This window comes from Nocardioides sp. NPDC127514 (assembly GCF_040302125.1).
GTDB lineage: Bacteria > Actinomycetota > Actinomycetes > Propionibacteriales > Nocardioidaceae > Nocardioides.
Map to the genome: position 1 here is coordinate 225,461 of NZ_JBEORF010000001.1, position 14,595 is coordinate 240,055.

The following is a 14,595-nucleotide window of genomic DNA, read 5'->3' on the forward strand; positions in this document are numbered from 1 at the left end:
GTCGGCTGTAACACGCGTCGGCGCGCTACTGGCCGCGGATGTTGAAGTCGCCGACGAGGCCGTGGTGGTCGGACTCCAGCTTGAACGTGGCGTGGCGGGTGGGAGTGGCGGTGGCGCTCGAGCCGAGGAGCCAGTCGATCGTGCCGCCGCCGTCGTGGGTGGCCCAGCCCTGCGGAGGCGCGCCCAGGGTCTCGAAGGAGGAGGTCATCCCGGCCTTGGTCATCAACGGCTTCGGGCCCCACGGATCGCCGTCGCCGCCGTTGCGCGGGTAGGGCGAGTTGAGGTCGCCGGCGACGAGGACCGGGCCGTACTTCTGCAGCCCCTGAGCCAGTCCGGCGAGCTTCGCGAAGCCGCGCTGGGCCTCGTTCTTACGCGCCTGCGGGCTGTTGGCGGGCGAGGTCATCGTGTGGGTCGAGATCACCGAGATGCGCCCGGAGCCGTCGCTGCTGGCGAGGACCACCCAGGTGGCGTACCTGTTGTCGTTCTTGACGCCGGTGACCGGCTTGGTGAGCTGGACGGTGCCCTTGTCGACCGCGACCCAGCGGTCGGTACGCCACATGACGACCGGACTGAGAGCCTGGCTCCGGGTGCCGTACTCGTCCGCCGAGGCGCGATAGGTGCCGTAGCCGCGCACCGAGAGGTCGGAGACCGACCGTGACTGGGCCTCGTTCAGGGAGACGAAGTCGGGTCCGTGCTTCATGACCTCGGCCAGGTCGGAGCGGTACCTCGAGCTGGACATCGAGACCTTGATGTTGGCCTGCGCCAGGCGCACCTGCGGGCCGGAGACGGCGGCCGGGGAGGCGCCGACCTGCCCCGCACCGGGCAGCCCGGCGACCTGCTTGGTCGTCTCGAGGGTCTTGCCGATGTTCTTGTCCAGCCAGGCCGCCGGGTCCACCTGGTCCTGCAGGTAGCCGCCGCCGTGCGGGTGCACCTCGAAGTGGAGGTGGCAGCCGGTCGAGTTGCCCTCGCTGCCGACCTGCCCGATGACCTGGCCGGCCTTCACCGTCTGCCCCGCGGCCACCGAGAGCGACTGCATGTGGCCGTACCACGTGGTCAGGTTGCCGGGCGCCGTCTGCACCTTCACCAGCCAGCGTCCCGACCAGCCCCAGCTGCCGCCCGACTCGATCACGATGGTGCCGCCGTGGGCCGCCTGCACGGGCGTGCCGCACGGCGAGGAGTAGTCGTTGCCGGTGTGCATGTTGGCCCAGTTGGAGCCGGAGTTGCCGTAGTTGTCGTTGTCTACCGCGAGGCCGGCCTGGATGGGACGTACGACGCTGGTGCTGATCCCGGCCATGCCGATCGTGCAGGCCACGTCGGTCGCGGTGGCCGTCAGGTCGGCGGCCGAGACCCCGTCGGCGAGCGCGGCGACGAGGGCTCGCGCCTCGTCCTCGTGCTGGGCGTACGCCAGCGGGAACGCCGAGCGCTGCACCGCCTGCGCCGCCGCGGTGACCTGCATCTTGCGCCAGCCCGGGATGTCCAGGAGCCCGGTGTTGCCGGTGTGGGTGGCCACGCCGTAGAACGCCTGGGCGGACTTGACCGGGTTCGTGATGTCCGCGACCGACCCCCAACCGGAGACCGGGCGCTGCTGGAAGAGACCCTGCGAGTCGCGGTCGCCGTAGTTCAGGTTGCGCAGGGTGCTCTCCTGCATCGCGGTCGCGAGCGCGATCACCCATCCGTAGGCGGGCACACCGGACTGCTTGCCGACCGCCACGATGGTCCGGGCGTTCTGGATCTGCTCGGTGTTGAACCCGGCGATGCTGCCCTCCGGGATCTCACCGTCCGGCCCGAGGTTGCCGGCCTGGATCGCGTTGGTCCCGCCGATACAGCCCGACTCGGCCTGGTCCTGGGTGCTCTGCTCGGTGCTCGCCAGGCCACCGATGAGGATCACCAAGGCACCCGTGACCACCAGGACGAGCGTGGCCGCCCCGGCCACGATCCCCCAGATCAGACGCGCCTTGAAGATCCACATCGGTCTCATCCCCCCGGAAGAATGTTCGCGACGTACCAGACGTTGTCGACCAGCGTCAGGTAGACGATGACCTTGGGGCCATCCGTGGTGACCTCGACGCGTGCCTCACCGTCGGTCTGCTCGAGCACCTTCGCGGGGCCGACCACCTTGGTCGCCGGCACGGTCGCCGGGTCGGTGGTGCCCAGGGCCTGGGCCAGCGACTCGTCGGGGCGGGCGGCGTTGATCCCGGCCCACCATTCGTCGGTGGTCAGGTCGGGACGGGCCCAGGCGGCGACGAACTTGGTCGCCAAAGGTGTCGGGTCCGGGACGGGGGCCGGCGAGCCGGTCGCGGAGGCGCTCTGCTGCGCCGACGCGGAACCCCGCTCGGGCTGGGCGGCCGGCTCGGCGTCGGGAGCGTCGCTCCACTGGGCGATGAGCCAGATGACGAAGACGATGCCGACAACCACCGAGAAGAACCGGAACGGCGACCTCATGGGCCACCTCAGCACCGGCGCGATGACCTCCCACAGCACACCACGCGTCGTTGTCGACCGCACTACCGGGCTCCTCCTTCAGACCAGCTCGGACCGTTGTCGACGGGCACCGAGCGGTTCCCGTTCGGTGAGTAGATGACGAAGACCGCGTTGCCGTCGGCGTCGTAGTCCACGTTGGCCTCCGCCACCGGCGACTGTCGCGGTGGCTCCGGCTCGCGGTCGGCGTAGGCGCCTGCGGTGTAGTCCACCGGGCTCGGCGCCTCGGGACGGTCGTTGTTGTAGACCTGCCCGGCGGCGAACCCAGGGCGGGACTCGTCGCGGAAGGACGGCTCGTCGCGCTCGACGGAGCGCGAGTCGAACCACTGGCCGGCCACCCGCTCGCCTTCCTCGCCGCTCATCGAGGACCCCAGGGCGTACGTCGGTGTGGCGCTCGCGCTCGCCGCGGCGCCCAGCGCTCCGGCGGCCGACACCGGAGCCTGGTTGGGCACCTGCTCGGCGACCAACGTCGGTCGCCTGCCGGTCAGCTCGTGTCCGGGCATGTAGACACCGCCGGGGCTCGAGACCGATCCGGTGCCTGCCGGGCCACCGCCGGGGACGGGCGGACGGTCGGCGTTCGCGTCGCTGACACCGGCCTCGGCGCCCGCCCGGGTGCCGACGTACGAGGAGAGCATCGAGGTGAGCCGGCCCATGCCCGGCAGTGGGATCCCGTAGGCGGCCGGTCGGGTCAGGCGCCAGGCCAGCACGGTCAGCACCGCGATCAGCCCCAGCTTCAGCACGAACCACATCGTCGAGGTCAAGATCGCCGAGTCCAGCCGCAGCAGCAACAACGCGACCAGGAAGTAGATCGGGCCCATCACCAACGGACCCACCACCCGCTTCAGCATCGCCACCGCCGCGTCCCGGGTGTGGTCCAACATGAACAACACCCCCGCCGCCGGCGCGAACGGCACGATCAACCGGATCAACGCGAACGACAACAAGATCGCCAGCCCGGCCACCAGCAGGAACCCACACACCACCACGACCACGGCCAGGTTCACCAACGCCGTGGTCGCCCGCTGCGACCAGTGCTCACCCTTGAAGTACTCATACGCCACCGGATCGGACTTCTTGACCGCCTCGGCGTGCTCCTTGAAGGCGTCCTGCTTGGCCTCCAAGACCTTCTTGCCCTCGCCGTTGGGATCCTTGCGATAGGTGTCGTACTCCTGCCAGGAGAAGTGCGTGGACCGGAACACCCGCGGCCCGTACGTCTTCGCGGTAGCCGAGTCCGGGTCGCCGAAGGCGCCGGCCAGCCAGGTGCGGTACTGCGTCGACCGCACCACCTCGTCCATCTGGCCGTCCACGGCCTCGACCGCATCGGTCTCACCGAACTTGTCGTCGTTGACCCCGGGCACCGTACGACCGTCGTTGAACCCGGTCGCGATCATCCCCGTCGCCGACCGGACCCCGTCATCGACCAGCTTGGTCGACTCCACCGGATACTGGATCAGCCACGAGGTCACCACCAGCACGCCCAGCGCCCAACCCGCCGCCGTGACCGCCCGCGCGAACCGGCCATCACGCGCCCGGATCATCACCGTCGCCGCCACCAGCAACAACACCACGCTCACCCACGGCGCCCACACCCCGTTGGTGACCGCCTCCGAGGCCGCCACGATCGGGTCGTCCAACGCCTTGAGGAAGGAGTTCTCACCGATCACCGCGTTCAACAACGCATGCGACCAGTTCGGCAGGATCCCCGAGATCTCCAACATGATGTTGCCGATCGAGGTCCCCGCCCCCGCCACGAACTGCCCCGTGCACCCGTTGTCGTAGGTCCACCACTGCGGCGTGGTCCCGTAGGCCGACTCCAGCGAGACCTCGTCCTTGTTGCGGAACGGATCCAGCTCGTCGTTGATCTCCTTCGGATCGTTCAGCTGCGTCCCCGCCTTCGACGCCGCCCCCAACGCCGTCATCCGCACGATGAAGCTGCCATCCCCGTAAGGAGAGGCCGGCATCGGCGCGTCCAGGTTGTTGCACGCGTCGCTCACACCCGAGAGGCCACCCGTCGGATCGAACGGGATCGGGATGTCGATCCCCTTCGGCCCCGCTGCCGCCGCCGGCCCGGCGACGGACAGCAGAGCAACCACGAGTACGACGAGGGCAGCCGCCCTACGGCGCAGGGGTGTCCTGTGGTGAGCGGAGCGCGGCTGCATCAGCCGATCCCATCCCCGGAAAGCTCAGACGTGGCGAGATCGACCGGCTCGCCGCCGATGGCTCGACTGACGCGGCGGGTGGGGTCGGCGGTGGTGTTGAGCGCCTCCTGCAGACCCGGGTGATGGTTGAGGGTGACCTTGATGATCTCCATACCGCCGTGACCGGTGTCGCCACCGAGGCCGTCGCGGTAGATGAACTCGCGGTAGCCGAGCTGCTCGTCGCCGCGCCTGGTGCGCGGCGAGAGCCGCGCCAGGATCGCCTCGTAGCCGAGCCCCTCGGGCTTGCCGAGCAGCTTGAGCGCGTCACGCTGGGCGCTCTCGTCCTGCGTACGTCCCACGAAGGCCGCCCCGACGAAGTTGTTGATGTCGGAGCCCAGGATCGCGGAGGCGTTCTGGGTCGAGACCAGCGCGGCACAGTTGTTCTTGCGGGAGTCGCTGGAGAGCTTGTGGACGAGGGCACGACCGGTGCCGCCGGAGGCCTGGGTGACCTCGTGGGCCTCGTCGAGCGCGAACAGCTTCCGCTCGTTGGGGTCGCTGCGGTAGATCAGGTGCAGCGCGGACCAGGCGGCGAGCGTCATGATCGGGCGCGCCATCTGCTCCTCGGCGCTCCACTCCTCGCGCGGCACGTGCTCCGGCGGGGTGTTGAGTCCCTTGAGGTTGTAGAAGGTGAACGGCGTGCCCTTCAGCTCCTCGTCGGACTGGAGGAAGTCGTTGCCGAAGAAGAGGCGGCCGAGCTCACGCTCGCGGGCGGCGGCGAGCTCGCGGCCGATCTCGTGGTCGCCACCGTCGCCCTCGAAGAGCATCTTCACGATCGTCGAGGTGTCGGCGCCGCGGTCGGCCTGCGCCTCCATGACACGGGCGCGGATGCGCTTGAGCACCTCTTCGTTGTTGGCCAGTCCGACCGGGAGGCAGGAGCGGAGCACCGAGACGGTCAGGTCGCGGCGCTGCTGCACGGCGGCCGACCGCTCCCGGTGGAGCCGCTCGGCGAACTCGTGGTCCGACATCGCCTCGGCCCGGATCAGCTCCGGGTTGGGGTCGGGGACGACGGCGTACGGCGACAGGCTTCCCGGGCGGCCGCCGAGGACGTCCACGCTGCGGGCGCGTGCTGGCACCTGCTGGCCGTTGAAGATGCCGCCGCCGATCTCGGGCAGCGTCATCAGCCGCTGCAGTCGGCCGGCCGGGTCCATGGCGACGCCGTGGATGCCGGACAGGATCGACATGTAGATGACGACGCCCATCAGGGTCGACTTTCCGGAACCGGGCGTGCCGACCAGCGGGATCAGGCCGGCCTGCTCCATGACCTCGGTGAGGTACCACGGGTCCATCAGCACGGCCCGGGACGCCATCGCTGAGGTCTCGCCGAGGTAGAACCCTCGCTTGTCACCGACCTCGGCGGTGACCGCCGGCAGCCCGGCGGCGACCTTGAGCACCGGGAACTTCCGGGCATGCGCGGTCGAGGCGAGCGGCTCGCCCGGGACGAACTCGCGAGCCAGGTGATACTGCCCCAGCTGGCGGGTGATCTTGATCTGGGGCCGATAGAGGTCGACCACCTTCTGCGCCTTGTCGAGCGCCTCCGCCTCGCTGCGGCCGGTGACGGCGATCCGGTACCAGCCCCTGGTCCGGGTGGACAGGCCCGTGAACTCCGAGCGCATCTCGTCCTCGACGTCGGCGGCCCGGCCGGCCTGACGGGAGAGCTGCTTGGGAGGCCGCTTGCCGTGGTCCTCGGACCAGTGGCTGACCTGGCCGTCGATGCGGCGGGTCAGCGACGCCATCTCGCGGGAGACGTCCTCCGGCGAGCGGGGCTCGACCCGGAACGACCACTCCACCGGGAAGCCGAGGGCGTCCGTCTTCGCCATCCACGGCGCGTGGGTCTCCGGGACCTCGATGTCACCGATCCGGGAGACCGTCAGCACGCACACGTGGCTGGTCTCCTGGCGGCCACCGATGCTGCTGGTGACCTGCACGGTCGGTGCCAGCGGCTCTGCCGACCAGGCGACCGACTCGAACCACTCGGCCATGTCGTCGGTGTCGAGGAAGTTCTGCTGGGCCTCGCCCGGCTCGGGCACCGGGATCTTGGCGCCCAGGGAGAGCGAACGGGCGATCATCCACTCCATGTCGTGACCGACCGCCGGCCGCGCCGAGAAGCCCGGGCGCGACATCACGCGGTTGACCGTGTCGAGGCGCTCGCTGATCGCAGCCATCTCGCGCTCGGCGGCGCCGGCGGAGAACTTCGCCAGCGTCCGCACCGTCGCGTCGCGACGGCCGAGGTCGACGCCGTAGTAGACGAGCTTGTCGGCCTGGCTGTGGGCGGCCATGTGGGCCTGGTTGCGCGCCATCATCTCCTCGAACCCGGGCTGCGGGTCGGGAGCGTTGGCGAACGCGGCGTGCGCCCAGTGACGTACGGGATAGGGGCGGGTGGTGACCCGGCCGTGGACCGTGTTGCCGACCAGGTCGGCCAGCTGGCTCGCCTGGTCGGTGATCAGGGCCTCGAGGTCGGAGTGGGCGCGGAACGACCAGGTCTGAGGCTCGGCGAGGTACCAGGCGATGATGCGGTCGCTGGTGAAGGTCAGGTGACCACGCACCTCCTCCAGCGCCCACTTGTCGCCTCTGGGCTCACGGACGCCCTTCGAGTCGTCGCCGCCCCGGCCGAAGACGCTCTTGCGTCCCGGCTTGGGCTTCTCGAAGCCAGGCCCGTAGGCCCGCTCCGTTCGCGGCCGCCTCATGCGGTTCCTCCGTCGTTGGGTGCGTCGTCGCCGTCGAGGCGCTTGCGGTAGTCGTCCACACTCTGCGGGCGCCCGTCAGGCACCACCCGCTCGTCCTGATTGTCCCTGGGACGGGTACCTCCCGAGGGCGCATCGTCGAAGTCGTCCCATTGGTCGGCGTCGTCCCACTCGTCGACGTCGTCGAACAGTGGCTCCGGTGCGATCACCACTGCCGGCCTGACCGCGTGCGAGAGCGGCAGCCGAGCGGCCTTGGGTGCCGGCTCAGGCGCAGGCTCCGGTTCGGACTTCGGTTCGGTCGTCGGGGCAGGCTGTTGGGCCGCCGGGGCCGTCGCAGGCGGTGGCGGAGGAGGTGGTGGGGGTGGCGCAGTGCGCGGTGCAGACTGCGCCGGGGGCGGAGGCGGCGGTGCAGCGGAGGTCTCAGCAGCCGGAGCCGGGGGCGCGGGCGGAGCGGGCGGAGCGGCCTGAGTCTTCGGCTCGGTCGGCTCGGGGGACGGCTGCGGGCGCGACACGGGCTGCTCCGGCTCCTGCCGGGCCTGCCATGGCGCACCGCCCTTCCACGGAACGTCGCGGGGCTCACGCGGCGAGGAGGACGGCCGGCTCGACCAGCCACCCTTCGCCGGACGTACGCCGGTGGCGTGCTGCTGCCTCGCAGGCTGAGCCTCGGGCTGGACCGAGAGGTGTGCCGGGAGCGGCTCCTCGACGACCTTCGCCTCGATCACCGGCCGCACGGGCGCGGCCTTGCCGCGCACCGGTTGGGTCTGGACGCGGGTCTGGACGCTCGGGGTCGAGGCGACGACCGTCGCCTCCAGCAACCTCGGCGAGGGTGTGGCGCCCGGCTGCTGCGCGAACCGCCGGCCGGGCCGTCGCATGGCCTTCGCCCAGCCGCCACGAGGGCTCGTGGCGTGCCGGAAGGCGACCGCCGCGCCGCCTGCGTACTGGGCGCTGGTCTCCACGCGCGGCGTGGTCAGCTCGTGCCAGAAGGTCATCAGCCAGGCGCCGGCCGAGCTCTCCGAGCTGATGTAGTCGGAGGCCTTCATCGAGAGGTAGGAGGCGCCGATCAGCCACAGCCCCATGCTGAGCAGCGTCACCGGCATGCCGAGCTTGCGCAGCAGCACAAGCGTCAATGGTGCGATCACCAGAAAGAGGAAGATGGTGCGATAACGCATCTCCCCGATGTAGCGACGAGGGGGACCGAGATAGGTCTGGTCGACCTCGTACAGCTCGTCGTCGTCAGGCAGCCTCATCCCCGAGATCCCTCCCTGGGTTAGCTAACGGGACCGGGTTCACCCCTTGAAGAGACCAGCCATCCACTGACCGAGGTCCGTGGCGTTGTTGCCCACGGCCAGGCCGAGGACGCCGAGACCGATGATCAGGCCACCGACGATCGTGACGGCCTTCGAGATGTTGCCGCTGCGGGCAGCCCACAGGACCGTGACGCCCAAGATGAGGACGACCAGCGTGATGATGTTGTCGGTGATCCACTCTGCCAAGCCGCCGGTGCCATACTCGGCGGCTTGTGTCTGAATCAACTGGTGCGGTGCCATTGTTCTGCTCCCTTTCCCGAGGTGAGGTGTGGTTGCCGGATCCGTCCGGAAGTATTCGGTTGTCCCGGCCGGCGCAGCCCCATGCGGCACCGGTGGGTGGGGGCGCCTTGCCCCTCCCGCGGGCTGACGCAAACTCCCGGGCATCGGCATTCTGGACAAACGCCACCGCCATGTGAGACGAGCGTAGTCGCCAGACCGCCGTAGCGCACCTCGTTCCACCTGACGACACGTGCACACCGCGCGCGTACCAGCACTCGATGGACCGCGTCACCCGGACGTCATGCCGCCCACCGGACCGCTGCGCACGACACTGTCCCGCTCAGCGGTCTCCTTCGCCGTATTCTTGCGAGGGGAGGCTAACTTCGGGGAATCTATATCCCGGAGCAACCTCGCGAGTTTCGCGCGCTTGCGTCCGGATTCGCGAATTCACTCCACATTCAATCGGATTTCTCGGGAGGACGAGCTCACATGGACAAGAAGAAGATCTTCATCGTCATCGGCGCCCTGTTCGTCGGGTTCTGGCTGTTCACCGATCCGCAAGGGCTGACCAGCACGATCTCCGCAATCGCCGGCGGCATCTGGGGCGTCACCACCGACGTCTTCGGCGGCGTGATCGGCACGATCGAGGGCTCCACCCGCTGACCTCGGCCGCAACCTACGCCGACGCACGGGCGTCGGCGCGATGGACTCCTTTTTCCTCGCTGCCCGGTTTGGGGACCGTTCAGCACAGAAAACTGTTTGACGTCGAACCAGGCGATGACAAGACTGCGCTTGTCTCGATGTCAAGATAGTTTGGAGTCGTCTTGTCCCCTCACTTCATCCGGTTGAGGGACAAGGTCCTCTCAGACGACCCGCTCATCCGGGCGATGTCGTACCAGTCGGTGCTCTCTGCGTTCGCCGAAGGCACCTTTCTCACCGGTTCGGCGGTCTTCTTCACCCAGATCGTCGGCCTCTCCGCCGCACAGGTCGGCCTCGGTCTCACGATCGCGGGCGCTGCAACCTTCTTGTTCGCCGTCCCCCTGGGCCGACTCGCGGATCGTCTCGGCACCCGGTTCAGCTGGATCGCCGGTGCCGTCCTCCAGGCGCTGCTGTTCGGCGCCTGGGTGCTGGTCGGCAACTTCGCCGCGTACGTCGCCGTCGAGGTGCTCCTCGCGCTCGCGTCCTCCTGGCAGAAGTCGGGCCGTGACGCCTACCGGATCTCGGTCTTCCCCGCAGCGACCCGGGTCCGCTCGTTCGCCTACATGCGTGCTGCCCGCAACGTCGGCTACACGCTCGGCGCGCTGGCCAGCGGTCTCGCCCTGGCCGCCGACTCGAACACCCTGATCAAGGCCATCCCGGTGCTGACCGCCGTGGTGCTGCTGGTCAACGCCTACTGGATCTCGCGCCTCCCCCGCCTCGCCGCCGCTGCCTCGCCCGGTGACCTGAAGCCGGACGTACGCGACCGCCTCGGCGCCCTGCGCAACCGCGCGTTCCTCGCGACGACCTTCTTCGACGGCGTGCTGGGCACCCATCAGGTCCTGCTCAATGTCGTCATCCCGCTGTGGCTGGTCCAGGAGACCGACGCCCCACGCGTACTGCTGGCGTGGCTGTTCGGCACCAACACCGTCATGGCCGTCGGGCTGCAGGTCATCGCCGCCCGTGGCGTCACCGACGTGACGACCTCCCTCAAGGCCCAGCGCCGCGGCGCACTCTGCTTCCTGGCCTCCTGCGCGATCATCGCGGTCACCCACGACACCGTCGGCCTGATCACGATCGCCCTCGTCTGGATCGGCCACGTGACCGTCACCGGCGCCGAGCTCTTCCAGTCCGCCGGCGAGTGGGGCCTCATCGCCGACCTCTCCGACCCGGAGCACCGTGGCGACTACCAGGGTGCCGCCCAGGTCGGCTACACCCTCGGCACCGTCTGGGCCCCTGCGGCGTACACCTTCCTGGCCATGGAGCTCGGCCACCTCGGCTGGGCCATCATCGCCGGGATCATCGTCATCGCCGCGATCGGCGTCCACCCCTCCGCCCGCGCCGCCGAGCGCTACCTCGCCCGACAGACCCAGCCCGTCCCCGCGCCGGCGTAGCGCCTTCGCGGTCGGGGCAGTTCCGGTGTAACACGTCGTTCGTAGTACTGCTCGCCCTATCAGAACGACCGGATAGTGCTACGAACAGCGTGTTACACCCGCGCCCGAGCCGCCACGGGGCCACCAACCATCCACAGGCCCAGGCCGTGCCGGAGTTATCCACAGCGCAGCTCTGAGGGGTCGGTAGGTGTCGGCGCGAGACCACAGGCTAGGCCTATGAACCCGCGCATCCAGGCGATCATGGCGGCCAATCATGGCCTCATCACCCGCGACCAGGCGCTCACCGCCGGCCTCGATCTCAACGCGATCCATCGATACCTCGAGAGCGACACGTGGACCGTGGTCCGCCGCGGGGTCTATGCCGAACGGACGTACGTCGAGAGCATCACCCTGCCCACAGAAAAGCGACGCCTTCGCGACCGGGCCGCCTGCGCGGCGATCACGGTTCCGTTCGTACGTAGCCATGAAACGGCGGCCCTCGAGCTCGAGATGGGCATCCTGCTACCCACGAAGCCTCAGACGCACGTCACTCGCCAACCTGTGGTCGGCACCCACAACAAGTGGGGCGTGAAGCATCACCTGGCGCCCTACTCGGACGATCAGGTGACTCGAGCGAACGGGTTCGACGTGCTCGGTCCTGCCCGGACGGCGATCGACATCGCTCGGGAGCACGGCCGGCCGTACGGGGTTGTGGCCGTCGACTCCGCCAGGCGGATGGGGGCGTCCGTCGACGAGCTCTGGGAGGTTCTCGACCACATGAGGCATTGGCCCAACCGCCGTCTGGCGCGGGAGGCCATCGAGCTCTCGTATGCGGGGGCTGAGTCGGTCGGCGAGTCCCTTACCCGCGACGTACTCGAAGAGATCGGGCTGACCGGGATCGAGACCCAGTTCGAGATCACGGACGGCGTACGCACCGCCAGGTTCGACCTCCGGGTGGGCCGTCACCTCTTCGAGTTCGACGGCCGGAGCAAGTACATACCCGCCGCAGCTGGCGGTCTGGCACTCCGATCGGTCGACGACATCCTGGCCGACGAGAAGACCAGGCAGGACTGGGCCCACGGCTTCCATCTCGGCATGTCACGAGTGGAGTGGGACGATCTCTTCGGCCGCAACCGCACCTATCTGAAGGATCGCCTGCGCCGGGAGTACCTGACCACATGCCGAGCCTTCGGCACCGATATCTCCGACCTGGAGCGATTCCGAGTACGTCGCTCGAAGGCGGCGTGAGGCCGGCCACCACTCGTGTAACACGTCGTTCGTAGTACTACTCGCCCTATCAGAACGACCGGATAGTGCTACGAACAGCGTGTTACACACGCCCGGCGCTCAGACGAAAAGCAGAGGTACGCCGACGAGCAGGCCCCACACCAGCGTGGCCAGCCCGGTCTGCTGGAGGACGGGGATGAGGCGCGGGCCGAGGTTGGCGCGGTCGAGGACGGTGCGTACGCCCTGGGCGGCGACGGCGACGAACCCGAGACCGAGCAGCGCCCACCAAGACGTCGTCAGGGCCACGAGCACGACCGAGACTGCGGCGACGGCCACGAGGGCGACGTAGAGCCAGCGGGTGCGCGCGTCGCCGAGGCGTACGGCGAGGGTGATCTTCCCCGACTCGGTGTCGCCGGGGATGTCGCGGAGGTTGTTGGCGACGAGGAGGGCGGAGGTGATCGCGCCGATCCCCACGCCGGCCCACCACGCGCCCCACTCCCAGGTCTGCGTCTGGACGAAGGTGGTGCCGATGACCGCGACGAGTCCGAAGAAGACGAAGACCATGACCTCGCCGAGGCCGGCGTAGCCGTACGGGTGGGAGCCGCCGGTGTAGTACCAGGCAGCGATCATGCAGACCAGGCCCACAACCACCAGCCACCAAGCGGACGTCACCGCCAGCACCAGGCCGGCGACCGCGGCGATCCCGAACGCGATGAACGCGGCCCGCTTGACCGCGGCCGGTGTCGCGAGGCCGGAGCCGGTCAGCCGCAGCGGGCCCACGCGCTCGTCGTCGGTCCCTCGGATCCCGTCGGAGTAGTCGTTGGCGTAGTTGACCGCGACCTGCAGCGCCAGCGCGACCACGAGAGCGAGCAGCGCCTTCCACCAGACCAACCCACCGGCGTACGCAGCCACTCCGGTGCCGGCGATGACCGGCGCGAGCGCCGCGGGGAGGGTGCGAGGACGGGCTCCCTGGAGCCACTGAGCGGTGTTTGCCACCCTGCTATTCAACACCGGTGGCTCGTTGCAGGTGTCGCGGGGAGGTGACCCCACGCCGCCCACGAAAACCCAGCGACCCCTGCCCGGGGGGAGGCAGGGGTCGCGGGGTGGGGGTGTGGGGGATGGATCAGGTCTTCGGAGGGTCGTTGGAGTCGACGCTCAGCTCGGCCTCCATGGCCTCGATCTCCTCGGCCAGCTTGTCGGGCGGCGGAGCGCTGGGCTCGGCAGCCTCGGCACCGGCACCGCCGGAGCCGGCCGTACGGCGCTTGTTCCACACGTCGAAGGCGACGGCGAGCAGGAGCACGAGGCCCTTGATGGCCTGCTGCCAGTCGATGGAGACACCGAGCAGCGACATGCCGTTGTTGAGGACACCCATCACGAGACCACCGATGATCGCGCCGACGACGGTGCCGACACCACCGGTGACGGCCGCGCCACCGATGAAGGCGGCGGCGATCGCGTCGAGCTCGAAGTTGACGCCGGCCTTCGGGTTGGCCGCGGTCAGGCGGGCGGTCGTGACCAGGCCCGCGAGACCCGACAGCAGCCCCATGTTCATCATGACCAGGAAGTCGACACGCTTGGTGTTGACACCGGACATCGTGGCCGCGTCGACGTTGCCGCCGATCGCGTAGACGTGCCGGCCGAAGACGGTCTTGTTCATGATGAACGTGTAGACCACGATCAGCCCGGCCAGGATCAGCCCGACGATCGGCAGCCCGCGCGCGTCGGCGAGCAGGTAGGCGAAGTACATGATCACGATCGTCAGCAGCGCCAGCTTCACCACGAAGAGCGGGAAGGGCAGGACGTCGAAGTTGTACGCCATCTGGGCGTTGCGTCGACGCACCTCGAGGAAGATCAGGACACCGACGGCGGCCACCGCGATGAGGAGCGTCAGGTTGTGGAACCCGGTGTCCGGCCCGATCTCGGGCAGGAAGCCGTTGCCGATGGCCTTGAACTGCTCGGGCAGACCGCCGACGGTCGCGCCCTTGAGCACGACCAGCGTCAGACCGCGGAAGAGCAGCATCGAGGCCAGCGTGACGATGAACGCCGGGATCCCGACGTACGCCACCCAGAACCCGTGCCAGGCACCGATGGCAGTGCCGATCAGCAGGCCGAGGAAGACGGCGACCCACCACGGGAAGTCGTACTGGGTCATCATGATCGCCGCGGCGGCGCCCACGAAGGCGGCCACGGAGCCGACCGAGAGGTCGATGTGACGCGCCACGATCACGATCACCATGCCGATGGCGAGGATCAGGATCTGGGCGTTCTGGACCACCAGGTTGGAGACGTTGAGCGGCTTGAGCAGCACGCCCTCGGTCGAGATCTGGAAGAGGATGACGATCGCCGCCAGAGCGATGATCATCCCGTACTGGCGGACGTTCCCGCGCAGCGTGTTGAGCAGGGCATTCATCGGGGG

11 protein-coding genes are annotated in these 14,595 nt (G+C 69.1%); 3 read left to right on the top strand and 8 right to left on the bottom strand.

The genetic code is table 11. The annotated features are described in order from the left end of the window. Positions 1-25 precede the first annotated feature (25 nt). Genes ABTX24_RS01120 through ABTX24_RS01145 form a run of 6 tightly spaced genes read right to left on the bottom strand, consistent with a single transcriptional unit; the run spans position 26 to position 8,904 of the window. Positions 26-1,969 (bottom strand): peptidoglycan DD-metalloendopeptidase family protein, encoded by a 1,944-nt coding sequence (locus tag ABTX24_RS01120; RefSeq protein ID WP_350836816.1) that lies wholly within the window; start codon positions 1,967-1,969, stop codon positions 26-28. A 5-nt stretch (positions 1,970-1,974) separates the two neighbouring features. Continuing rightward, positions 1,975-2,505 carry a hypothetical protein gene (locus ABTX24_RS01125; RefSeq protein WP_350836818.1) on the bottom strand — a complete coding sequence of 177 codons (531 nt, stop codon included), beginning with the start codon at positions 2,503-2,505 and terminating at the stop codon, positions 1,975-1,977. Next, the gene (locus ABTX24_RS01130; protein ID WP_350836820.1) at positions 2,505-4,637 is read right to left on the bottom strand and encodes a hypothetical protein; all 2,133 of its coding nucleotides are present in this window, start codon (positions 4,635-4,637) and stop codon (positions 2,505-2,507) included. The genes ABTX24_RS01125 and ABTX24_RS01130 overlap by 1 nt, the downstream gene beginning before the upstream one ends. Further along, the gene (locus ABTX24_RS01135) at positions 4,637-7,360 is read right to left on the bottom strand and encodes an ATP-binding protein (RefSeq protein ID WP_350836822.1); all 2,724 of its coding nucleotides are present in this window, start codon (positions 7,358-7,360) and stop codon (positions 4,637-4,639) included. The genes ABTX24_RS01130 and ABTX24_RS01135 overlap by 1 nt, the downstream gene beginning before the upstream one ends. Next, positions 7,357-8,604 carry a hypothetical protein gene (locus tag ABTX24_RS01140; protein WP_350836824.1) on the bottom strand — a complete coding sequence of 416 codons (1,248 nt, stop codon included), beginning with the start codon at positions 8,602-8,604 and terminating at the stop codon, positions 7,357-7,359. Before ABTX24_RS01140 ends, ABTX24_RS01135 begins: the two co-directional genes overlap by 4 nt. Positions 8,605-8,643: 39 nt before the next feature. Continuing rightward, a complete protein-coding gene (locus ABTX24_RS01145; RefSeq protein WP_350713473.1) occupies positions 8,644-8,904 on the bottom strand; it encodes a hypothetical protein in 261 nt (86 codons plus the stop codon). Between the two features lie 468 nt (positions 8,905-9,372). On the opposite strand from ABTX24_RS01145, the gene ABTX24_RS01150 reads away from it, so the two are divergent. The 3 genes from ABTX24_RS01150 (at position 9,373) to ABTX24_RS01160 (ending at position 12,200) form a co-directional block, all read left to right on the top strand. Beyond that, entirely contained in the window at positions 9,373-9,546 is a 174-nt protein-coding gene (locus ABTX24_RS01150; RefSeq protein ID WP_160025706.1) for a hypothetical protein, read from the top strand. A 161-nt stretch (positions 9,547-9,707) separates the two neighbouring features. Continuing rightward, positions 9,708-10,973 carry an MFS transporter gene (locus ABTX24_RS01155; RefSeq protein WP_350836826.1) on the top strand — a complete coding sequence of 422 codons (1,266 nt, stop codon included), beginning with the start codon at positions 9,708-9,710 and terminating at the stop codon, positions 10,971-10,973. Positions 10,974-11,189: 216 nt separating this feature from the next. After that, positions 11,190-12,200 carry a type IV toxin-antitoxin system AbiEi family antitoxin domain-containing protein gene (locus ABTX24_RS01160; RefSeq protein WP_350836828.1) on the top strand — a complete coding sequence of 337 codons (1,011 nt, stop codon included), beginning with the start codon at positions 11,190-11,192 and terminating at the stop codon, positions 12,198-12,200. Positions 12,201-12,299: 99 nt separating this feature from the next. Here the strand turns inward: ABTX24_RS01160 and ABTX24_RS01165 are convergent, their stop codons facing one another. Continuing rightward, entirely contained in the window at positions 12,300-13,175 is an 876-nt protein-coding gene (locus ABTX24_RS01165) for a 1,4-dihydroxy-2-naphthoate polyprenyltransferase (RefSeq protein ID WP_350713475.1), read from the bottom strand. Between the two features lie 127 nt (positions 13,176-13,302). Further along, complete coding sequence (mmsB, locus tag ABTX24_RS01170) at positions 13,303-14,589, bottom strand: multiple monosaccharide ABC transporter permease (protein ID WP_160025709.1); 1,287 nt, start codon at positions 14,587-14,589, stop codon at positions 13,303-13,305. Positions 14,590-14,595 lie beyond the last annotated feature (6 nt).

Coding starts and splice junctions, on each gene's coding strand:
- ABTX24_RS01120 (WP_350836816.1), bottom strand. CDS start 1,969: ATGTGGATCTTCAAGGCGCGTCTGATCTGGGGGATCGTGGCCGGGGCG.
- ABTX24_RS01130 (WP_350836820.1), bottom strand. CDS start 4,637: ATGCAGCCGCGCTCCGCTCACCACAGGACACCCCTGCGCCGTAGGGCG.
- ABTX24_RS01135 (WP_350836822.1), bottom strand. CDS start 7,360: ATGAGGCGGCCGCGAACGGAGCGGGCCTACGGGCCTGGCTTCGAGAAG.
- ABTX24_RS01140 (WP_350836824.1), bottom strand. CDS start 8,604: ATGAGGCTGCCTGACGACGACGAGCTGTACGAGGTCGACCAGACCTAT.
- ABTX24_RS01145 (WP_350713473.1), bottom strand. CDS start 8,904: ATGGCACCGCACCAGTTGATTCAGACACAAGCCGCCGAGTATGGCACC.
- ABTX24_RS01150 (WP_160025706.1), top strand. CDS start 9,373: ATGGACAAGAAGAAGATCTTCATCGTCATCGGCGCCCTGTTCGTCGGG.
- ABTX24_RS01160 (WP_350836828.1), top strand. CDS start 11,190: ATGAACCCGCGCATCCAGGCGATCATGGCGGCCAATCATGGCCTCATC.
- mmsB (WP_160025709.1), bottom strand. CDS start 14,589: ATGAATGCCCTGCTCAACACGCTGCGCGGGAACGTCCGCCAGTACGGG.